The following is a 21,294-nucleotide window of genomic DNA, read 5'->3' on the forward strand; positions in this document are numbered from 1 at the left end:
CGTGGTAGAGAGGGCTCATGAAGCGCGACGAGCTGATGTGGTTCCTTCGCAGGTACAAGCTCGCCGTCCAGGCGTCCGTGGCGCCGGACGGAGCAGCCCAGGCCGCGGTCGTCGGATACGCGGTCAGCGACGATCTCGAGATCGTGTTCGACACTGTCGAGACGACGCGCAAGTGCCTCAACCTGCACGCCGACCCCCGCATCGCCCTCGTGATCGGCTGGGACGACGCGATCACCGCGCAGATCGAGGGCGTCGCGGACTTCCCCACCGGCTCTGAGCTCGAGCGCATTCAGGCGTGCTACTTCACCGCCTACCCGGACGGCCGGGACCGGCTCGCCTGGCCCGGCATCACGCACGTGCGGGTCCGGCCGACCTGGGTGCGCTACAGCGACTTCACCCAGGACCCGCCGCTGATCGAAGAGCTCACGATCGGGTGACTCCCAGGCCCTCCGCCAGCACCTGGGCCAGATGCCTCGCCCCCCTCCCCTCCAGCTGCTCCAGCTGCGTACGGCACGAGAACCCGTCCGCCAGCAGCTCCACCCCTTCCCCCGCGGCCCGCACCGCCGGCAGCAGCTGGTCCTCCGCACACGCCACCGACACTCCGTAGTGGCCCTTCTCGAAGCCGAAGTTCCCCGCCAGGCCGCAGCAGCCCCCGCTCAACTCCCCCACCAGCCCGGCCCGTTCACGCAGACGGCGCTCCGCCGCGTCCCCCAGCACCGCATGCTGGTGGCAGTGCGTCTGGCCGGCCACCGCCCGGTCCAGGCGCGGCGGGGCCCAGTTGGGCGCGCACTCCTCAAGCGCCTGGGCGAAGGTCCGGACCGATGCCGCCAGGCGCGCCGACCTGGGGTCCTCGGCCAGCAGTTCCGGCAGGTCCGTCTTGAGCGCCGCCGCGCAGCTCGGCTCCAGGACGACCACCGGGACGCCCAGTTCCAGCAGCGGCTCCACCGTGTCCAGGGTGTGGCGCATGACCGTGCGGGCGCGGTCGAGCTGGCCCGTCGAGACGTACGTCAGGCCGCAGCAGACCCGGCCCGGCGGCAGCACGATCCCGATGCCCGCCGCCTCCATGACCTTCACCGCCGCCCGGCCGACGGACGGGGACAGGTGGTCGGTGAAGGTGTCCGGCCACAGCACCGCCGTGCGGTTCTTCGCCAAGATCTCCGCCCTCTCACCCATGTGCTCCCGCAGCCAGCGCCGGAAGGTCTGGGGTGCGAGCGTGGGAAGGGAACGCTCGGGCGCGATGCCGGCCAGCCGTTTGGCGAGCGCCGCCAGAGGGCGGATCCGGGCCGCCGCGTTGGCCGTCCGGGCAAAGGGAGCAGCCGCCCGCAGCCACAGGGGCAGCCGGCCCATCGCGTAGTGCGAGGCGGGCCGCACCCGGCCCGCGTAGTGGTGGTGCAGGAACTCCGCCTTGTACGTGGCCATGTCGACGCCCACCGGGCAGTCGCTGCGGCACCCCTTGCAGGACAGGCACAGGTCGAGCGCGTCGCGCACCTCCGCCGAGCGCCAGCCGTCGCGTACGACCTCCCCCGCCAGCATCTCGTGCAGCAGCCGGGCCCGCCCGCGCGTCGAGTGCTGCTCCTCGCCCGTCGCCCGGAAGGACGGGCACATCACACCGCCGCCCGAACCCGCGTCAGTCGTACGGCATTTGGCTACGCCGACACACCTGCGCACCGCCCCCGCGAAGTCCCCGCCGTCGTGCGGATAGCCGAACGCCACCTCCACCGGCTTCTTCGGCAGGACGGAGAAGCGGAGATTGGAGTCGAGCCGGTCGGGGCGGGCGAGGATCCCCGGGTTCATGCCGCCCGCCGGGTCCCACACGTCCTTGAACCGGCCGAAGAGGGCGACCAGTTCGTCGCCGTACATCTTCGGCAGCAGCTCCGCGCGCGCCTGCCCGTCGCCGTGCTCGCCCGACAGCGAGCCGCCGTGCGCGACGACGAGTTCCGCGACCTCGACGGAGAACGTCCGGAAGCGGGCCACGCCCTCCTCGCTCATCAGGTCGAAGTCGATACGGACGTGGATGCAGCCGTCCCCGAAGTGTCCGTACGGCGTCCCGCTCAGACCGTGCTCGGCGAGCAGCGCCCGGAAGTCCCGCAGGTACGCCCCCAGCCGGGCCGGCGGCACCGCGCAGTCCTCCCACCCCGGCCAGGCCTCGCCGCCTTCGGCGCTCCGCGTCGCCGTCCCCGACGCGTCCTCCCGTACCCGCCACAGCGCCCGCATGCCCGCCGGGTCGTCCACCACCGTGCCGTCCAGCGCGTCCGCCGCCCGGACGATGGCGGCCGCGGCGGCCCGCGCCTGTGCCGCCGTGGCACCGCCCGTCTCCACAAACAGCCAGGCCCCGCCGCGCGGCAGCCCCCGCGCGTCCGGCACCAGGTCGTCGGCCATGCCCTCGACGGTCAGGGGCCTGTGCGCCAGCAGCCCGGGCGCCGCGTCGGCCGCCGCGCTCTCGTCCGGGTAACCAAGGACGGCGAGCGCCCGCGCACGGGGCGCGTCGACCAGGCGTACGGCCGCCTGGGTCACCACCCCCAGCGTGCCCTCACTGCCGCAGAACGCCCGCGCCAGATCGACGCCCTTCTCGGGCAGCAGGGCGTCCAGCGCGTATCCGGAGATACGGCGCGGCAGCCCGTCAGGAAACCCCGTCCGCAGCAGCGCCAGATTCCGGTCGACGAGCTCCCTGAGGCCGGTCGGCGCGCCGCCCTCCCAGCCCTGGCCGAGGCGGAATTGGTCCCCGCCGTACGTCACGACCGACAGGCCGCGGACGTTGTCGGCGGTCGTCCCCCACGCCACCGAGTGTGCGCCGCAGGAGTTGTTGCCGATCATCCCGCCGAGCGTGCAGCGACTGTGTGTCGACGGATCGGGCCCGAACGTCAGCCCGTCCGGCCGCACGGCATCGCGCAGCGTGTCCAGTACGAGGCCAGGCTGCACCACCGCCGTACGGGCGTCCTTGTCCACCTCCACCACCGCGTTCATATGACGGGTGAAGTCCAGCACCACACCGATGCCGGTGGCCTGCCCGGCGATCGACGTACCCCCGCCGCGCGGCACCACCGGCACACCGTGCCGCCTGCACACCTCCAGGGCGGCGGCCACGTCCTCCGCGTCGCGCGGCGTCACGACGCCGACCGGGACGCGTCGGTAGTTGGACGCGTCCATGGTCATCAGGGCCCGGGCGGCCGCGGTGAAGTCCACCTCGCCGCGCAACGCCTTCGCGAGCTCCCGCGCCAGCTCGCCCGCCTCGCGCCGGCCGACCCCGCCTCGCCCCGTCTGTCGCTGTTCACCCATGTGTCCCAGGATGCCCCTGTCACTCACATCACACCGGCAGGAAACGTGCCGCTTGCACCCATTGCGCCGCAGCATCCGCACGAAAGCCCACAAGAACTTCCCAATGTGATCGCCAACTCTCCTATAGTGACGAGGACTTGATCAGGAACAAACGGCTCCAGTTACGCCCTCGCCACCCCGGAAGGCAACACTCGATGACCGGCACCGCCCAGAACCGATGACCCGCGTCACGCGGACGGTTCCCCCGGCGCAGCCCCACCCCGCGCTCGCCGGGACGACCGTCAACGCCCTGAAGATCGTCGTCGTGGGCGGCTTCGGAGTGGGCAAGACGACGATGGTCCGCTCCGTCAGCGAGATACGCACGCTGCACACGGAGGAAGCAGTGAGCCGTGCGGGCAGCACGCTCGACGGCACCAGCCGCGTACGCGCCAAGGGCTCCACCACCGTCGCCTTCGACTTCGGCCGGATCACGATCGACGAGCGCAGCGTCCTGTACCTCTTCGGCGCCCCCGGCCAGGAACGTTTCTGGTTCCTGTGGGACCGCCTCTTCGAAGGCACGCACGGCGCGGTAGTCCTCGTCGACACCCGCTCGCTGCCCGACGCCTGGTACGCACTCGACCGCCTGGAACACCACGGCATGCCCTTCATCGTCGCCGTCAACGACTTCGGCGGCCCCCTGCACAGCGAGGAGCAGATCCGCGAGGCACTGGCGCTGGGGCCGGAGGTGCCGCTGGTGGAGTTCGACGCCCGCGACCACTCCTCCAGCAAGTTCGTACTGATCGCGCTGGTAGAGCATCTGCACGCGCTGTCATTGGCCTGGCAAGACCGCAAGGAGGACTGACGCGCAGGTCAGCACCCGGGGGCCGTCTCATCGGCCGGACCGCGTATCCGTCACGCCCCTCGACCGGATACGCTCCGGAATGTGGCTGAGATCCAGATTCCCGCTGACATCAAGCCCGCCGACGGCCGTTTCGGCGCGGGCCCCTCCAAGGTGCGTACGGAGGCGCTGGACGCCCTGGCCGCGACCGGCACATCCCTCCTCGGCACGTCCCACCGCCAGGCCCCGGTCAAGAACCTGGTCGGCGCGGTGCGCGACGGCGTACGCGACCTCTTCCAGCTCCCCGAGGGCTACGAGGTAATCCTGGGCAACGGCGGCTCCACCGCCTTCTGGGACATCGCGACACACGGCCTGATCGACAACAAGTCCCAGCACCTGTCCTTCGGCGAGTTCTCGTCCAAGTTCGCGAAGGCGTCGAAGCTCGCGCCGTGGCTGGCCGAGCCGACGGTCATCGCCTCCGACCCGGGCACGCACCCGGACCCCGAGGCGGAGGCGGGTGTCGACGTCTACGCCTTCACCCACAACGAGACCTCCACGGGCGTCGCGGCCCCCATCAAGCGGGTGCAGGGCGCGGACGAGGGCGCGCTGGTCCTGGTCGACGCGACGTCGGGCGCGGGCGGGCTGCCGGTCGGCATCGCCGAGACGGACGTCTACTACTTCGCCCCGCAGAAGTCCTTCGCCTCGGACGGCGGCCTGTGGATCGGCGTCTTCTCGCCGGCCGCCCTGGAGCGCGCCGCGCGTATCCACGGCTCGGGCCGCCACGTACCGGAGTTCTTCTCGCTGCCGACGGCGATCGACAACTCCCTCAAGAACCAGACGTACAACACCCCGGCGCTGGCCACGCTCTTCCTCCTGAACGAGCAGCTGACCTGGCTGAACAGCCAGGGCGGCCTGGACTGGTCAGTCCGTCGCACGGCGACGTCGGCGCGGAACCTGTACGGATGGGCCGAGGCGTCCAAATACGCGACGCCGTTCGTGCTGGACCCGGCGAAGCGCTCGCAGGTCATCGGCACGATCGACTTCGCGGACGAGATCGACGCGGCGGCGGTGGCGAAGGCGCTGCGCGCGAACGGCATCGTCGACACGGAGCCGTACCGCAAGCTGGGGCGGAACCAGCTGCGGGTGGCGATGTTCCCGGCGATCGACCCGGCGGACGTGCAGGCGCTGACGGCGTGCATCGACTACGTGATCGAGAAGCTCTGAGGGTTACGCCTACGAGTGAGGGGCCCGGCGGCATGACGCTGCTGGGCCCCTCGCCGCGTACGGGGGCGTGCTGGACAACAAGCCTGAGCTGCTGGCCACGGTCAGGAACATCCAGGAGGACTTCGTCCGAGCCTGCTGCGTAATAGCCCGGTGCTCCACGCACACGCGCGAGTGACCGGTCGCGCACCGATCCTGAAGGCTGGAAAGCCGGACGCCTGAAGCGCCGTCCCCTCACCGGCTCAGCCGCTGGAAGGGCACCCCCGTCAGCATCGCCGTCGAGGGCGACCACGCCCACGGCCGGTGTAGCCGACCGCCACGACCGCGCCAGGTCGCCTCAGTCGCGGCGCAGCATCCGCTTCACCCCGAAGACGAGCGCGGTGGCGCCGACCAGGACGATGAGCCCATAGGTAAAGCTGCTCTTGTCGCCGCTGTCGTCGGCGGCCGAACTCCCGCCCTCGGACGGCGACTTGCTTCCCCCGTCCGAGACGGACTCCTTGCCCAGCGGGACCTCCTTCACCTCGCTCTGCTCGCCCTCCGTCCCGAACATCAGCGCCGTGCCGTCAGCGGTGTACGTCACGGACTCGGCCTGCCCCTGAATCGGCGCCGACACCCGGTGGTCGGCCCCGAGTCTGCCGTCCTTCCACTCGTACCCGCGCGCGCTGAAGTACGAGCGCAGCACCAGCTCCTTCCCGTCCGGCGAGAAAGCCCCGTCCGTCACCCACGGCACCTCCCCCATCCGCCGGAAGACATTGGTCCCGGTGGGGCTGAGCGTCGCGGGCCCTTCGTACAGCCCGCCGCCCTCCTCGTTCTTCGACGCGATGTAGACGCGGCCGGTCTTGGGATGGACCATCAGCGCCTCGGCGTTCCGCGCGCCGTCGGCGTACTTCACGGTGTACTGCGTGGCGCGGACGGTCATGTCCTTGAGCGCCTTCGGCTCCGTGAAGCGGTAGATCCAGACGTGGTCCCAGCTGCCATCGAGGTTGTCGCCGATGTCTCCGACGTAGACGTTCCCGTCCGTGCCGACCGAGATCGCCTCCATGTCCCGGGGCTTCCCGACCCCGCTCAGGGTGATCGTCGCGACGGTCTCGCCGGTCTTGGAGTCGACGGCGAAGACGCGCGGCTCGTCCTGGTCGTTGTGCGTCCAGTAGATCCCGGGGTGCACGCGGCTGGCTGCAAGTCCGCTGGACTCCTTTACCCGCGGGTCCTGGATCGTGAACCCGGAGTCGTCGGCGAAGGCGGGGCCGGCGGCGAGAAGCACGACGGCGGCGGCAACGGTGACGTACGGAAGCGAACGCATGCCCCCAGCCTGCCACGACGCGATTTGCCGGCACCGCCGACAGCCCGGCCGCCCCTTTCGCCCGAGCCGCCCCTTTCGCCCGAGCCGCCCCTTTCGCCCGAGCCGCCCGTGTCCAGCCTCACATCGCAGGTGCGCGGCCTGATCGGCCATGATTGCGCCCATGCGTTTCATGTTCGTCGGCGATTCCATGACCATCGGACGCGCCGGCGACTACACCTGGCGCTACCGCATGTGGCAGCACCTGGCCACGTCCTTCGACGCCCCGTACGAGATCGTCGGCCCACGCACCGAGTTGTACGACACCGTCGCCAACGCCCCCGTCTGCACCGCGTACGCGGACCCCGCCTTCCCCGCCGACGCCCGCAGGCACCTCGCCGGCTGGGGCGAGGGCTGGTTGCACATGGCCCCGATCGTCCGGGAGACGGTCGCCGCGGAGCAGGCCGACATACTGCTGGTCTCGCTCGGCCTGATAGACCTCGGCTTCTACACGGACAGCACCCAAACCGCCCTGAACGCCCGCCATTTCATCGCTGAGGCCCGCGCGGCCAACCCGCGCGTCCGGATGGTCCTGCTCCCGGTCATCCCGAACATCCGCGCCCGCACGGACGCGCCCTTCGCGGCAGAGTGCGACCGCTTCAACGAACTGCTCGCGAAGTCGGTCGCGGACTTGGACGAGCCGTCCTCACCTCTGCTGCTGGCGTCACGCCCGGAGTCGTACGCCATCGACACGGACACGTACGACGGGACGCACCCGGGCCCGTCCGGGGAGCACAAACTGGCGGCGGCGTTCGCGGGGGCGATGCACCAGGCGTGGGGGCTGGGCGGGCGGACGGACGGTGTTGGCGCACCGCCGGGGACCACCCCGTTTCACGGAGCGTAATTACGCGACACCGTAAGCACACATCGCCATCTCGTGCAACAACTCCGGCTCTACGAACGGAACTTCGATTGAGGGGCGGGACCGCCAGCCCAGCGGCCACGTCAGGCCGTCGAGCGCGGACACTCCGACGAACGCAGCACTGCGCCCGTCCCGCCCTCACCCTCTCCCCGCCCGCCTGGGCCACCTTCATCGAGGCCGTCGGGTAAGCCAGTCAGGGCCGGGCCACGCGCGTTCGCGTGACGCCGCCCCTTGGGTTCAACGGCTCCCGCCCGGCCGTCAGAACACGAACGGCCCGGGAGACTGCGCGGACGTCGCCGCGCAGTTTGCGGTGATGCCGAAGACCACGACCTCCAGCGACTTCGCCTCCAGGCTGTCGCCCGCGGCGACCGTTCCGTCGAGCGGCCCGGTGGAGACCGCGCCCCCGGCCGGAATCGCCGGGTTGGCGTTGCCGGTGAACGTCGCCGTGTCGGAACCGTTCTTGCTCAGGGTGAGGGTCGACTTGACCGAGTTCACCGAGATGGCAATGGGGGACGTAATGGCCGATGTGGAGACGCTGATGGTCGCGGCCGTCCCGTCCTGGGTGGCCGTGAGCGTCGCCTCGCCGGAGCCGAACGATCCGCAGTCGAAGGAGATGGTGGCCGTCTCCGGCGTCACCGCGTTCGCGATGGGCGACATGGCGAGCGAACCTGCGGCCATCAGGCCTGTGCCCAGTAATGCGCCGATTCCGAGTTTGCCGTGCCTCATGGGTCCCGCCTTCATGTGGGGGTTTACGGGCTGACGTCGCCGACTGCCAATGCGCGGACTCGCGGAATCCTTGGGGTGGGGTGTGGGGTTGCCCGGCGCTCGATTCCCGCGCCGGCCTTTGTGGGCCTGATGGGTAGTCAGTGACAACTGCATTGAGGCACGGGCTCCTCGAGACAGCAAGTCCGATCCTGGTGATTGTTGGCATGCACCGGCCAGATCCGGCCGCGATTTGACAGACCCAGGCGGGTGGAGGTCTCCAACGCGCACCGGCGAAACCACCCGTTTGCCTCCCAAGAAGCGCTGCTACCGGGTGATCTCATATGAGTGCTGAGCCGGACCGGGTGGCGAGCCTGGTCCATGTCCTTGCCCAAGGACGGCCGCATCCTCACCTGCCTTCGTGGATTTCCGCGGCCGTTCGCCCCCCATGTCGCCCTCGAACCGTTCGGCGGACGCACCCGCGAAGCACAACGCTGCGTCCGTACGCCCGGGTTCGCGACGACACCGAGTAAGCGGAAGGCAAAGTGCATGGCAAACAATGGTGCCCCTACCACCGATCACCGCAGACCGCTACTTCAACGACTGACGACGACGATCGCGTTCGTTCTCGGGCTGGTCCTGCTCAGTTCGGCCGCGCTCCTGGCGATGGCGACCAGCGCACGCGCAGCTACCGCACCGGACCTGGGAGCCGCCGAGAGCTTTGCGGTGCTGGCCGGCACGGAGGTCACCAACGGCGGTCCCACCTACATTTACGGGGATGTGGGCGTCAGCCCGGGAAGCGCGGTCATTGGCTTCCCGCCCGGAATCGTGAACGGCTCGATTTACACGGAAGCCGCCGCGGCCCAGCCGAAGCTCGACCTGGAGGACGCGTACGACAACGCCGCGGGGCAAACCCCGTTCGTTCTCGTGGCAGCAGACATCGGTGGCGAGACCCTGACCCCGGGCACCTACAGAGCCGAGAGTGCGCTCCAAGTCACCGGGACGCTTACGCTCGACGCCCAAGGTGATCCCAACGCGGTCTTCATCTTCCAGGTCCCAGAATCGCTGAACATGCCTGTCAACAGCACCATCGCGCTCATCAACGGCGCTCAGCCGTGCAACGTCTTCTGGCAGGTCGGCGTCACGGCGACCCTGATGACAAACACATCCTTCCAGGGCACGATCATGGCGCTGACCTCGATCACGGTGGGCACCAACGCCAGGGTCGAGGGCCGGCTACTCGCACGGAACGCCGAGGTGACGCTCCTGAGCGACGTGATCCTCCGACCTACCTGCGTCCTCGGGGCGCCCGGCCCCGAAGGGCCCCAAGGCCCCGCTGGCCCCGCAGGCCCCGCAGGCCCCGCAGGCCCTGAAGGCCCTGAAGGCCCTGAAGGCCCCGCTGGCGCCGAAGGCCCCGAAGGTCCCGAAGGTCCCGAAGGCCCAGCCGGCCCCAGCGGCGCGCCTGGAGAACCCGGGGAGCCCGGGGAGCCGGGAGAACCCGGGGAGCCGGGAGAACCTGGAGGACCCGACGAACCCGGAGGGCCGGGAGGACCCGACGAACCCGGGCGACCCGACGAACCCGGAGGCGGGCACGGAAACGGCCATCCGCACGACGGTCCTTCCGAACCAGGCAAACCGCATGAAAGCGGATCTCACAAGCCGACACGTCCCCACGACTCGAAGCGTCCCGACCATCTGGCGGACACCGGCTCAGAGGACCTGTACGCCTCAGTGGCGGGTGCGGGGGCAGCGCTGCTCATCGTGGTCGGCCTGGTCATGCTCCGTATCAGGAAACGCGGGGCCGGCGCCCGATCAGACAGTTGCGACGGGTAGCAAGGCAGTTCAAGCAACCGATCGGTAGCGCACATCGCTACTGTCCGCCCCCGTCCACGGACAAGTTTGCCCGTGGACGGGGGCGCTGTCGTGCGAATTCCTCCGCGACTGACCTCGTCCGCCTTGCCTCGAGCGCGCTCGAAGGCGTTGGCTTGGTAGCCATGGAGTACACGCAGCTCGGACGCACCGGACTCAAGGTCAGTCGACTCGTCCTCGGGACGATGAACTTCGGGCCTCTCACCGAAGAGGCCGACAGCCACACCATCATGGACGCCGCGCTCGGCGCGGGGATCAACTTCTTCGACACCGCCAATGTCTACGGCTGGGGCGAGGACAAGGGCCGCACCGAGGAGATCATCGGTAGCTGGTTCGCCAAGGGCGGCGAACGGCGCGACAAGGTCGTGCTCGCCACCAAGGTGTACGGGAACATGGCCGCCGACGGCGACGCCTGGCCCAACCACGACAAGTTGTCCGCCCTGAACATCCGCCGCGCCGTCGACGCCAGCCTCAAGCGGCTGGGGACCGACTACATCGACCTCTACCAGTTCCACCACATCGACCGGGACACGCCCGTCGAGGAGATCTGGCAGGCGATCGACGTCCTCATCCAGCAGGGCAAGATCCTTTACGCGGGCTCCAGCAACTTCCCCGGCTGGAAGATCGCGCAGACCAATGAGACCGCCCGCCGCCTCGGCTCGTTCGGCCTGGTCAGCGAGCAGTGCCTGTACAACCTCGCGGAGCGCCGCGCCGAGATGGAGGTCATCCCGGCCGCGCAGGAGTACGGCCTCGGCGTGATCCCGTGGTCGCCGCTGCAGGGCGGGCTGCTCGGCGGAGTCATCAAGAAGGAGACCGCAGGCGGACGGCGTGCCTCCGGGCGAGCCGCGGAAGCCCTCGCCGACGCCGATACCCGTGCGCAGATCCAGGCGTACGAGGACCTGCTCGACAAGCACGGCCTGGAGCCGGGCGAGGCCGCGCTGGCCTGGCTGCTCACCCGGCCGGGGGTCACCGGACCCATCGTCGGGCCGCGTACGGCGGACCAGCTCGCCTCCGCGCTGCGCGCCGTGGAGCTGAAGCTGAGCGACGAGGTGCTGTCCGCGCTGGACGAGATCTTCCCGGGCCCGGGGCCGTCGCCGGAGGCCTTCGCCTGGTAGGACGCCTACAGGCGCCGGAGGCCTTCGCCTGCTGGGGCGCCGACAGGCCCGAGACGCGGCCGTGGGGCGGTCAGGATTACTGACCGACCACGGCCGCCACGGCGATGATCGCGAACATCAGCACAAGCACGCCGGCCATGATCTGGTTTCTGGTTTTGGGGTTCACGCACCGAGGTTAACTCGCCCGTTCGAGTGGCCAGGACCCGACCGTCTCGTACCGCGGCTGCTCGCCCCGTACCCCGCTCACCGGAAGATTGCTGCGTACGAGCGCGAGCTCGGCCACCTCCCAGGGCGTGCCCTCGAAGGTGTCGAGCTCCTCGACGTACGGGCGCAGATCCGCGTCGTCGCGGCTGCGGGCGATCGTGAGATGCGGGTGGTAGCGGCGGTGCTCCTCCATGCTGATGCCGGACCGCCGGGCCGCCGCGTCCGCGCGTTCCGCGAGCAGGCGCATCTCATCGAGGTCGCCGGCCACGCCCGCCCACAGCGCCCGCCGGCCGAACCGTCCGCCGCGGTGGAGGCGCAGCGGGAAGCGCGCGGTCCTGTGGGCGGCCCGCCCGAGCCTCTCGTGCAGCTCGGGGAGCAGGCCGTCGTCGACCTCGCCCATGAAGGCGAGCGTGAAGTGCCAGCCGTCCCGGCCGGTCCAGCGCAGGCCGTCCGCGCCGGGCAGGGTCCTCAACCGGTCGACGGCGAGGCCGAGTTCACCTGCGGCCGGGGCCGGTGGCAGTACGGCAGCGAAGAGTCTCATTGTCCGAGTCTGGCCCAAACGGGGGCGTTACGGGACGGGTGAGCCCATGCCCTACGGCCCGTATGACCCGAACCGTACGAACCGCGCGGCCCGCGTCGTACGGACCGCGGGACCCGGAGCCCTACAGACCCGCGGGGCCCCGACCCCGTACAGACCCGCGCGGCCCGCACCGTACAGACCAGCGCACCTCGCCCCACGGGGTGACCCGCTCACGCCGCCGTCGCCAGCTCCTCCCTCGGGACGAACTCCACATGCCTGCGTCCCCGCCGCAGATCTATTTTCAGGCGCAGCCCGCCCACACGGGCGAGCATCACGCCGACTCCGATCGCCGCGACCAGCGCCACCGTGCCGCCCGCCGCGAAGCCGATCCGCGGTCCGTACGTGTCGGTGATCCAGCCGACGAGGGGCGCGCCCAGTGGCGTACCACCCACGAAGACCATCATGAACAGGCTCATCACGCGGCCCCGCATGGCCGGTTCCGTCGCCATCTGAATGCTGGAGTTGGCCGTGACGTTGACCGTCAGGCCGAACATCCCGATCGGCACCAACAGCACCGCGAAGATCCAGAACTGCGGCGCGAACGCGGTCACGACCTCCAGAGCTCCGAACAGCACCGCCGCGCCCACCAGCACCCGCAGTCGCGAGGTGCGGCGCCGGGCTGCGAGCAGGGCGCCCGCCAGGGAGCCGGCCGCCATCAGGGTGTTGAGCAGGCCATACGTACTCGCGCCGGAGTGGTAGACGTCGTCCACGAAGGCTGAGAGCCAGATCGGGAAGTTGAAGCCGAAGGTGCCGATGAAGCCGACGAGGACGATCGGCCAGATCAGCTCGGGCCGGCCCGCGACGTACCTCAGCCCTTCCCGCAACTGCCCCTTGGAGCGCGACACGCGCTCGACCTTGTGCAGCTCGCTGTTGCGCATCAGCAGCAGGCCCGCGATGGGCGCGAGGAAGGAGAGACCATTCAGCAGGAAGGCATAACCGCTGCCTACGGCCGTGATCAGCACACCGGCGACGGCCGGGCCGACCAGCCGCGCCGACTGGAAGTTGGCGGAGTTGAGGCTGACCGCGTTGGCCAGCTGCTCAGGACCGACCATCTCGGCGACGAACGACTGGCGCGCCGGGTTGTCGACGACGGTGACGAGGCCGAGCAGAAAAGCCGTGAGGTAGACGTGCCACACCTGGACATGGCCGCTGAGCGTGAGCACGGCGAGCACCAGGCCGGTGAGGCCCATCGCGACCTGGGTGGCCAGCAGCAGCGGCCGCTTGGGCATGCGGTCCGCGAGCACGCCGCCGTACAGGCCGAACAGAAGCATGGGCAGGAACTGCAGCGCGATGGTGATGCCGACGGCGGACGCGGATCCGGTCAGCGTCAGTACCAGCCAGTCCTGGGCGATGCGCTGCATCCAGGTGCCGGTGTTCGAGACCACTTGCCCGGTGGCGAAGAGCCGGTAGTTGCGGATCTTCAGCGAGCTGAACATTGTCGTAGGGGCGGGTAGGGGTGCGGAGTCTGCTCCGGGTCCCGTACTCAAAAGGGGTCGCCTCCTCAAAGGTGCTTGGTTACAGGTGTGCGAGCTTCTCCAGTACGGGGGCGGCAGCGCACAGCTTCGCCCATTCGTCCTCGTCCAGACCCTCTGCGAGCGAGGCCAGCCAGGCGTTCCGCTTGCGGCGGCTCTCCTCGAGCATGGCTTCCGCCCGCTCGGTCGGGCTGACCACCTTCTGTCGGCGGTCATCGGGGTGCGGCTCGAGCCGGACCAGTCCCTTGGCCTCGAGCAACGCCACTATCCGTGTCATGGACGGCGGCTGGACATGCTCCTTGCGGGCCAGCTCGCCAGGTGTGGCGGAGCCGCAAAGGGCGAGGGTGCCGAGCACCGACATCTCGGTGGGGCTCAGCGATTCGTCGACGCGCTGATGCTTGAGGCGTCGGCCCAGCCGCATCACGGCCGAGCGGAGAGCGTTCACGGCGGCGACGTCGGCGTCGCTACCAGGGGACAGGTCAGGCATGTTCGTTAGCATAACTCATTACCCTGTCTAAAGACCAGTTGTTATCCGCAGGCTCGCCAGAGACAGCCGCGTCACCCATATGAGTGAGACAGATCCAGAAAGTGACGCACCGGCCACGGCGGTACGGCAACCCTGGCCGACATGGGAACAACAGTGCTCAGTCTCCGGATAGACGGTGAGCTGCTCGACCGTCTCAGGCGCCATGCAGCCAGACGCGGAATGAGCGTCCAGGACTATGTGGTCCGGACGCTCATCCGTGATGACTTCGACGAACGCTTCAAGGCGGCGGTCGACGAGACAGAGAAGTTCTACGGGTGTACGTGAAGCGCCCTTACGTAAGGCCCAGGGCCGGCATCGCGTAGTAGAAGACGAACACCGCGGACACCACGTACATGGCGACGGGCACCTCGCGGCCCCTCCCGGCCGCTGGCCGCAGCACGCTGAAGGCGATGAAGCCGATGCCGATGCCGTTGGTGATGGAGTACGTGAACGGCATCATGACCATCGCCAGGAACGCCGGGACGGCGACGGTGTAGTCGCTCCAGTCGATGTCCCGGACCGACCCCGCCAGGATCAGGAAGCCCACCGCCACCAGCGCGGGCGTCGCCGCCTGGGACGGGACCATCGTGGCGAGCGGCGTGAGAAACAGCGCCACCGAGAACAGCGCACCCGTGACGACGGACGCGAGGCCGGTACGGGCTCCCTCGCCGACGCCGGCCGTGGACTCCACGAAGCAAGTCGCCGCGGATGACGAGGTCGCGCCGCCCGAGGCGACCGCGATGCCATCAACGAACAGCACTTTGTTGATGCCGGGGAAGTTGCCGTCCTTGTCCATCAGCCTGGCCTCGTCGCCGACGCCGAGGATCGTGCCCATCGCGTCGAAGAAGCAGGACAGCAGCACAGTGAAAACGAACAGCACGCCCGTCAGATAGCCGACCTTCTCGAAGCCGCCGAACAGGCTGACCTCGCCCACCAGACCGAAGTCGGGTGACGCGACCGGATTGCCGGGCCACTTCGGCGTGGTCAGGCCCCAGGAGGGGACGGTGGCCACTGCGTTGATGACCATCGCGACGATCGTCATCACGACGATCGAGATGAGAATCGCGCCCGGCACCTTACGGATGATCAGCGCGAGCGTGAGCAGCGCACCGAGTGCGAAGACGAGGACCGGCCAGCCGTCGAGGTGGCCGCCCGTGCCCAGCTGGAGCGGGACCGTGGTCCTCGCGACGTCCGGGATACGTGAGACGAAGCCCGAGTCCACCAGGCCGATCAGCATGATGAAGAGGCCGATGCCGATCGCGATGCCCTTGCGCAGGCTGCGCGGCACGGCGTTCATCACGCGCTCGCGCAGACCGGTGGCGACCAGCAGCATCACGACGAAGCCGGCGAGTACGACCATGCCCATCGCGTCCGGCCAGGACATCCGGGGCGCGAGCTGGAGGGCGACGACGGTGTTCACGCCGAGTCCGGCCGCGAGAGCGATCGGGACATTGCCGATGACGCCCATGAGCAGCGTGGAGAAGGCCGCGGTGAGCACTGTGGCGGTGACCAGCTGGCCGGCGTCGAGCTGGTGCCCGTAGATGTCCTTCGCGCTGCCGAGGACGATCGGGTTCAGCACGATGATGTAGGCCATCGCGAAGAAGGTGGCAAATCCGCCCCGTACCTCGCGCGCGATCGTGGAGCCGCGCTCCGAGATCTTGAAGAAGCGGTCCAGGCTGTTCTGCGGCTGCTGACCGGGAGTCGGCGGCTGCGGGGCGCCGACCGGGGCTGTGGCCATGGGGGACATGCGGAACCTCAGTAATGCGGGGGGTTGACTTTGGTTGTCTGCACGATTAATTCAGGCCAACGGCAAACCGTTTCAGTATGAATAGCCAAAGCGGAGATCGCTATCTCCGCGCGTAGACCCCTGGGACGACCGGCCCCCGAACGGCTGGTCGGGGGCCGCCCTACACTGTGCGCATGGCGAAGTGGACCCCCAAGCACGAGGCACCCGAACCCCTGGAGGGGCCGGTCGTCGCCACCGTCGTCAGCGGCACGATCCTCTGGTTCGTCCTCTTCCTCGTGCAGATCCCCTTCTACAGCTGGTTCGACGACCGCGACCTCATGTGGTGGGTGTGGACATGCCTGGCCGGCGCCGGTCTCGGGTTGATCGGCATCTGGTACGTACGCGGGCGTGAGGCCGCGATCAAGGGCGGTCAGGCCGTCGGGGCAGCGGATGACGGTGCGGCCGCCGCAACCGACGAAGGCAAGTGACCCGTACGGCCCCTGTAATGCCAGAGGACCATTCGCGTCCTACTGGGGTCTGATCTTCGGCGCACTCGGCGGGTGAACCGGTCCGTGCGGCCGTACCGTCGAAACCATGACGCAGCGGGCGAGGATCGACACGGACGGCTCCGAGCCGGGCCAACCCGCCATAGACGCGGGAGCCGAACTCGACCCTGTGCACCCGATGAAGCCACCCCCGTCAGCGATCGTGCCGCGCCCTTCCGGGCTGACGACCGCGGAGGTCGCCGAGCGGGTCGCGCGGGGCGAGGTCAACGACGTACCCGTCCGCTCCTCACGCTCCACCGCCGACATCATCCGCGGCAATGTGTTCACCCGCTTCAACGCCATCATCGGCGTGCTGTGGGTGATCATGTTCTTCGTCGCGCCGATCCAGGACAGCCTCTTCGGCTTTGTGATCATCGCCAACACCGGCATCGGCATCATCCAGGAGCTGCGGGCCAAGAAGACGCTGGACGGGCTCGCGGTCATCGGCGAGGCCAAACCGACGGTGCGACGCGACGGCGTGGCCGCGGAAGTCTCCACCTCCGAGATCGTCCTCGGCGATCTCGTCGAACTCGGACCCGGCGACAAGGTCGTCGTGGACGGCGAGGTGGCGGAGGCGGACAGCCTGGAGATCGACGAGTCGCTGCTGACGGGTGAAGCCGACCCGGTCGTCAAGCAGCCGGGCGAGAAGGTGATGTCGGGGAGCTTCGTGGTCGCGGGCGGCGGGGCGTTCATGGCGACGAGGGTGGGGCGCGAGGCGTACGCGGCGCAGCTCGCGGAGGAGGCGTCCCGGTTCACGCTCGTCCACTCCGAGCTGCGCAGCGGTATCTCGACGATCCTCAAGTACGTGACCTGGATGATGATCCCGACCGCGATCGGGCTCGTCATCAGCCAGCTGGTCGTCAAGAACAACAACTTCAAGGAATCGGTGGCCAGGACAGTCGGCGGCATCGTGCCGATGATCCCCGAAGGGCTTGTCCTGCTGACGTCGGTCGCCTTCGCGATCGGCGTCATCCGGCTCGGCCGCAAGCAGTGCCTGGTGCAGGAACTGCCCGCGATCGAGGGGCTCGCGCGGATCGACGTCGTATGCCTCGACAAGACGGGCACGCTGACCGAAGGCGGCATGGACGTCACCGAGCTGCGGCCGCTGGGCGGCTCGGACGAGACGTACATACGCAAGGTCCTGGGCGCGCTCGGCGAGTCCGACCCCCGGCCCAACGCGTCCCTCCAGGCGATCATCAACGCGTATCCGGACAGCGAGGACTGGCGCTGCACCGAGTCGCTGCCCTTCTCGTCGGCGCGCAAGTACAGCGGCGCCAGCTTCAGCGAGGGCAACGGCGAGAACTCCACATGGCTGCTGGGCGCGCCCGATGTGCTGCTGCCGGCGGGCGATCCGGCCCTGGCCGAGACCGAGCAGCTCAACGAACAGGGCCTGCGGGTGCTGCTGCTCGCCCGGGCGGCGGGCGAGCTGGACGCGCCGGCCGTCGCGGCCGGGGCCAAGCCGACGGCGCTGGTCGTGCTCGAGCAGCGGCTGCGGCCGGACGCCTCCGACACGCTGCGGTACTTCGCCGACCAGGACGTCGCGCCGAAGGTCATCTCCGGCGACAACGCGGTGTCGGTGAGCGCGGTGGCCACAAAGCTCGGTCTGCCGGGCGCGCAGAACACCGTGGACGCGCGCGGGCTCCCCACAGAGCGGGAAGCGATGGCCGCAGCCCTGGACTCCAACTCGGTCTTCGGCCGGGTCACCCCGCAACAGAAGCGCGACATGGTGGGCGCGCTGCAGTCCCACGGCCACACCGTCGCGATGACGGGCGACGGCGTCAACGACGTCCTGGCCCTGAAAGACGCGGACATCGGCGTATCGATGGGCTCGGGCTCGGAGGCGACGCGCGCCGTGGCCCAGATCGTGCTGCTCAACAACAGCTTCGCGACGCTGCCTTCGGTGGTGGCGGAGGGGCGCCGGGTCATCGGCAACATCACCCGGGTCGCCACGCTCTTCCTGACCAAGACGGTGTACTCCGTGCTGCTGGCGATCCTGGTGGTGTGCAGCCAGGTCGAATACCCCTTCCTGCCACGGCACTTGACGCTGCTGTCGACGCTGACCATCGGCGTACCGGCGTTCTTCCTGGCGCTGGCCCCGAACAAGGAGCGCGCCAAGCCGCACTTCGTACGCAGGGTGATGCGGTACTCGATCCCGGCGGGCGTGATCGCGGCGGTGGCCACCTTCGCCACGTATCTGCTGGCCCGCTCGCACTACAGCGGCCCGGGCGCGCTGGACGCGGAAACGAGCGCGGCGACGCTGACACTGTTCCTGGTCTCGATGTGGGTCCTGGCGATCGTCGCCCGCCCGTACACGTGGTGGCGGGTGTGCCTGGTGGCGGCGATGGGGGCCTGCTTCCTGATCGTGCTGATCGTGCCGTGGCTGCAGGACTTCTTCGCGCTGAAGCTGGTGGGGACGACGATGCCGTGGGGGGCCGTGGGGATTGCGGCGGTGGGGGCGGTGTTGCTGGAGGTGGCGTGGCGGGTGGTGGACCGGCGGTTCGCTGCGTAGGCGGGTTGTGCTTACTGCACAGCGCCGCCGGAATCGCACGGCCGCAGAGCGCCTACGACTCCGCCTCCGCTTCTACCTGCGGTGATCGCTGTCACCAATCCATGGGCGGAACCTCTAGGCCAGTTAGCAAGGCTTTGATACTTTTGTCGACAATGTCGAATTCATACTGACCACAGGGCGGACTATGAGGGCACGAGCGGCGTCTCGATCCAGGACACCGGACGCAAGGCCGGGGCTGACGCTCCGTACAGTCATGGCCAACGGTGTGGTCGCATTGCTGCTCGGGCTCACTTTTGGTGCGCTGCTCTGGGCGATAGACGATGTGCGGTCGTCGACGGAAGCGCGCAAACACATCCGCTCGTCGCTCGTCCAGGCGGGCGCCCTGGAGAAAACACTCCTGGACATCGAGACCGGCCAGCGCGGTTATGTCATCACCCGGCAGGCACAGTTCCTGCAACCGTGGACAGCGGGACTCGCCGCCTTCCCCGGACAGGCCCGGGAGCTCGTAAGGCTCTCCGATGCACCAGGGCAGCGCAGTACCGCGCAGAGGATCTCCCGGGACGGCGAGTCGTTCATCGACGACTACTCCGCCCCGCTGGTCGACGCGGTGCGCCGAGGGGATCCGTCCGCGTCGAGCATGGCTACGACGAACGACGGGCGGCAGCGTGTGAACGCGCTGAGGAACCAGTTCGACGAATACGACCGGGTGTCCCGCGTCACACTCATGGCGCGCGAGGACGCGGCCGCGCACAATATCCGGCGTGCGGTTGCCGGAGCCGTGGCCGGGCTCGCGGGGTCGGTTCTCCTCATGGCCGCCTTCACCTGGTATCAGGCGTGGGCGATCGTGCGGCACGTGCGCAAGGCGGCCGCCGTGGCCGCCCGGCTGGCGAGCGGCGATCTGTCTGCGCGCATGCCAGAAACGGGCATGGGTGAGATCGGCGTCCTGGAAGCCGCCTTCAACACCATGGGGAGTTCGCTGGAGGAGAGCCACGGACGCACCGAGGTGGCCCGCGCACGGCTCAAGCTGCTGTACGACGTCAGCGTGGCCGTGGGAACCACCCTGGACGTGGAACAAACCGTGCGAGAACTGTCCCGGGTGGCCGTGGCCCGGTTCGCCGACTACGTCACCGTCGACCTCGCGGGTGCGGTCCTGCTCGGCGAGGAACCCTCGCCGGACGACCGCATGGGGCTGCGCCGTCTGGCCGTCGGCGGCATCAGCGACGACGCCCCGCTGTATCCGCCCGGCACGGTGTTCACTCCGGACCCGGCCCCACCCTCCGCCCATAGCCCGACCAGCGGGCGAGGGATGGCCAAACCCGACCTGCCCGCCGACCACGCCTGGCGTGCCCAGGATCCGGACCAGGCCGAGAAGCTGCTCGAATTCGGCATGCACTCGCTCATCACGGTCCCGCTGGTGGCACGGGACGTGCAGATAGGCGTGGTCGAGTTCTGGCGCTCGGAGTGGGCCGTGCCGTTCGAGGCCGACGAGCTGTTGTACGCGGAGGAACTGGTCGCCAGGGGCGCCGTCGCCATCGACAACGCGCGCTGCTACACCCACGAACGCTCCACGGCCCTTGCCCTGCAACGGAGCCTCCTGCCGCAGCAGCTGCCCAGGCAGGAAGCCCTGGACGTGGCCTCGCGCTACCTGCCGGCGGGTTCCTCCGCGGGCGTGGGGGGCGACTGGTTCGACGTGATCCCGCTGTCCGGCAGCCGGGTCGCGCTGGTCGTCGGGGATGTCGTCGGCCACGGCATCCACGCCGCAGCCACCATGGGCCGACTGCGGACCGCGGTCCGCACTCTCGCCGCTGTCGACCTGCCGCCCGACGAGCTGCTCACCCACCTCGACGACCTCGTCATCCACCTCACCAGTGAGGAACAGACCGGAGTCGCCGACGGCGACCAGGCGGCCGCCGGTGAACTCGGTGGGGCCTGCCTCTACGGTGGGACCTGCCTGTACGCGGTATACGACCCGATCTCGCGGCGCTGCGTCATGGCCTCCGCCGGCCATCCGATGCCCTTCATCGTCGCGCCCGACCGCTCCGTCGAACTGGTCCGGGGGGCCACCGGGCCGCCGCTCGGAGTCGGCGGTCTGCCATTCGAGTCCGTCGAGCTGGAAATGGCTGCGGACAGCGTGCTTGCCCTCTACACCGACGGTCTGATCGAGTCCCGCGATCATGACATCGCTGCGGGCCTCGATCTGCTGGGCCGGGCCCTCTCCCTGCCCGCGGCGACGCTGGAGGCCAGCTGCGACACCGTGATCAACACACTGCTCGCTGACCCCGAGCGCCCCGCCGACGATGTCGCCCTGGTCCTGGCCCGCTTCCCAGCACTCTCCACCGACCAGGTCGCCACCTGGGACATCCCCGCCGCCGCCCAGGTGGTGAAAGCCAGGGAGCCGGCCACCGGTCGGCTCGGAGCGCGGGGGCTCTAGTCAGGCGCAGTTCATCATTGAGCTGGTGGTCAGCGAGCTGATCCGCCGGAGTCGTGCTCACTGCCGACCAGTGCGGCCCGGCGCCGCGTGGCGGTCACCGTCA

Annotated in this window: 17 protein-coding genes; 10 read left to right on the top strand and 7 right to left on the bottom strand. The window is 69.4% G+C overall.

Annotated elements, in window-relative coordinates:
• The first annotated feature begins 17 nt into the window (after positions 1–17).
• Positions 18–437: a pyridoxamine 5'-phosphate oxidase family protein gene (locus ACWDO5_RS12360; protein WP_450530251.1), complete on the top strand. Its 420-nt coding sequence runs from the start codon at positions 18–20 to the stop codon at positions 435–437.
• Here ACWDO5_RS12360 and ACWDO5_RS12365 read toward each other — a convergent pair.
• On the bottom strand, positions 424–3,276 hold the full coding sequence (locus ACWDO5_RS12365; protein ID WP_450530252.1) for an FAD-binding and (Fe-S)-binding domain-containing protein: 2,853 nt from the start codon (positions 3,274–3,276) through the stop codon (positions 424–426). The two genes, ACWDO5_RS12360 and ACWDO5_RS12365, sit on opposite strands and share 14 nt — an antisense overlap.
• 217 nt (positions 3,277–3,493) lie before the next feature.
• Here ACWDO5_RS12365 and ACWDO5_RS12370 point away from each other — a divergent pair, with 217 nt between their 5' ends.
• Entirely contained in the window at positions 3,494–4,117 is a 624-nt protein-coding gene (locus ACWDO5_RS12370) for a GTP-binding protein (RefSeq protein ID WP_450530253.1), read from the top strand.
• 81 nt (positions 4,118–4,198) lie between these two features.
• A complete protein-coding gene (gene serC / locus ACWDO5_RS12375) occupies positions 4,199–5,317 on the top strand; it encodes a phosphoserine transaminase (protein ID WP_450530254.1) in 1,119 nt (372 codons plus the stop codon).
• Positions 5,318–5,651: 334 nt separating this feature from the next.
• On the opposite strand, the gene ACWDO5_RS12380 is transcribed toward serC, so the two are convergent.
• Positions 5,652–6,614 carry a WD40 repeat domain-containing protein gene (locus tag ACWDO5_RS12380; protein ID WP_450530255.1) on the bottom strand — a complete coding sequence of 321 codons (963 nt, stop codon included), beginning with the start codon at positions 6,612–6,614 and terminating at the stop codon, positions 5,652–5,654.
• A gap of 160 nt (positions 6,615–6,774) precedes the next feature.
• Here ACWDO5_RS12380 and ACWDO5_RS12385 point away from each other — a divergent pair, with 160 nt between their 5' ends.
• Entirely contained in the window at positions 6,775–7,494 is a 720-nt protein-coding gene (locus tag ACWDO5_RS12385) for a GDSL-type esterase/lipase family protein (protein WP_450530256.1), read from the top strand.
• A 276-nt stretch (positions 7,495–7,770) separates the two neighbouring features.
• Here ACWDO5_RS12385 and ACWDO5_RS12390 read toward each other — a convergent pair whose 3' ends face one another.
• A complete protein-coding gene (locus ACWDO5_RS12390) occupies positions 7,771–8,238 on the bottom strand; it encodes a hypothetical protein (RefSeq protein ID WP_450530257.1) in 468 nt (155 codons plus the stop codon).
• Positions 8,239–8,763: 525 nt separating this feature from the next.
• Between ACWDO5_RS12390 and ACWDO5_RS12395 the strand changes: the two genes are divergently transcribed.
• Positions 8,764–10,047: an ice-binding family protein gene (locus ACWDO5_RS12395; RefSeq protein WP_450530258.1), complete on the top strand. Its 1,284-nt coding sequence runs from the start codon at positions 8,764–8,766 to the stop codon at positions 10,045–10,047.
• Positions 10,048–10,208: 161 nt separating this feature from the next.
• Positions 10,209–11,198, top strand: a complete 990-nt coding sequence (locus ACWDO5_RS12400) for an aldo/keto reductase (protein WP_450530259.1) — start codon at positions 10,209–10,211, stop codon at positions 11,196–11,198.
• A gap of 175 nt (positions 11,199–11,373) precedes the next feature.
• Here the strand turns inward: ACWDO5_RS12400 and thpR are convergent, their stop codons facing one another.
• From thpR to ACWDO5_RS12415, 3 genes are all read right to left on the bottom strand, one after another.
• Positions 11,374–11,943: an RNA 2',3'-cyclic phosphodiesterase gene (thpR, locus tag ACWDO5_RS12405; RefSeq protein WP_450530260.1), complete on the bottom strand. Its 570-nt coding sequence runs from the start codon at positions 11,941–11,943 to the stop codon at positions 11,374–11,376.
• A gap of 209 nt (positions 11,944–12,152) precedes the next feature.
• On the bottom strand, positions 12,153–13,469 hold the full coding sequence (locus ACWDO5_RS12410; protein WP_450530261.1) for an MFS transporter: 1,317 nt from the start codon (positions 13,467–13,469) through the stop codon (positions 12,153–12,155).
• Between the two features lie 28 nt (positions 13,470–13,497).
• A complete protein-coding gene (locus tag ACWDO5_RS12415; protein WP_450530262.1) occupies positions 13,498–13,941 on the bottom strand; it encodes a MarR family winged helix-turn-helix transcriptional regulator in 444 nt (147 codons plus the stop codon).
• 141 nt (positions 13,942–14,082) lie between these two features.
• Between ACWDO5_RS12415 and ACWDO5_RS12420 the strand changes: the two genes are divergently transcribed.
• Positions 14,083–14,265, top strand: coding sequence for a ribbon-helix-helix protein, CopG family (locus tag ACWDO5_RS12420; RefSeq protein ID WP_450530263.1), 183 nt, complete (start codon positions 14,083–14,085; stop codon positions 14,263–14,265).
• A 7-nt stretch (positions 14,266–14,272) separates the two neighbouring features.
• On the opposite strand, the gene ACWDO5_RS12425 is transcribed toward ACWDO5_RS12420, so the two are convergent.
• Positions 14,273–15,727: an NCS2 family permease gene (locus ACWDO5_RS12425; RefSeq protein WP_450530264.1), complete on the bottom strand. Its 1,455-nt coding sequence runs from the start codon at positions 15,725–15,727 to the stop codon at positions 14,273–14,275.
• Between the two features lie 173 nt (positions 15,728–15,900).
• Between ACWDO5_RS12425 and ACWDO5_RS12430 the strand changes: the two genes are divergently transcribed.
• The 3 genes from ACWDO5_RS12430 to ACWDO5_RS12440 all read left to right on the top strand — a co-directional run bounded on the left by ACWDO5_RS12430 (position 15,901) and on the right by ACWDO5_RS12440 (position 21,191).
• On the top strand, positions 15,901–16,194 hold the full coding sequence (locus tag ACWDO5_RS12430; protein ID WP_450530265.1) for a DUF2530 domain-containing protein: 294 nt from the start codon (positions 15,901–15,903) through the stop codon (positions 16,192–16,194).
• 106 nt (positions 16,195–16,300) lie between these two features.
• Positions 16,301–18,760, top strand: a complete 2,460-nt coding sequence (locus ACWDO5_RS12435) for a cation-translocating P-type ATPase (RefSeq protein ID WP_450530266.1) — start codon at positions 16,301–16,303, stop codon at positions 18,758–18,760.
• Positions 18,761–19,013: 253 nt separating this feature from the next.
• Positions 19,014–21,191, top strand: coding sequence for a SpoIIE family protein phosphatase (locus ACWDO5_RS12440; protein WP_450530267.1), 2,178 nt, complete (start codon positions 19,014–19,016; stop codon positions 21,189–21,191).
• Positions 21,192–21,294 lie beyond the last annotated feature (103 nt).

The organism is Streptomyces sp. NPDC000880, assembly GCF_053599675.1.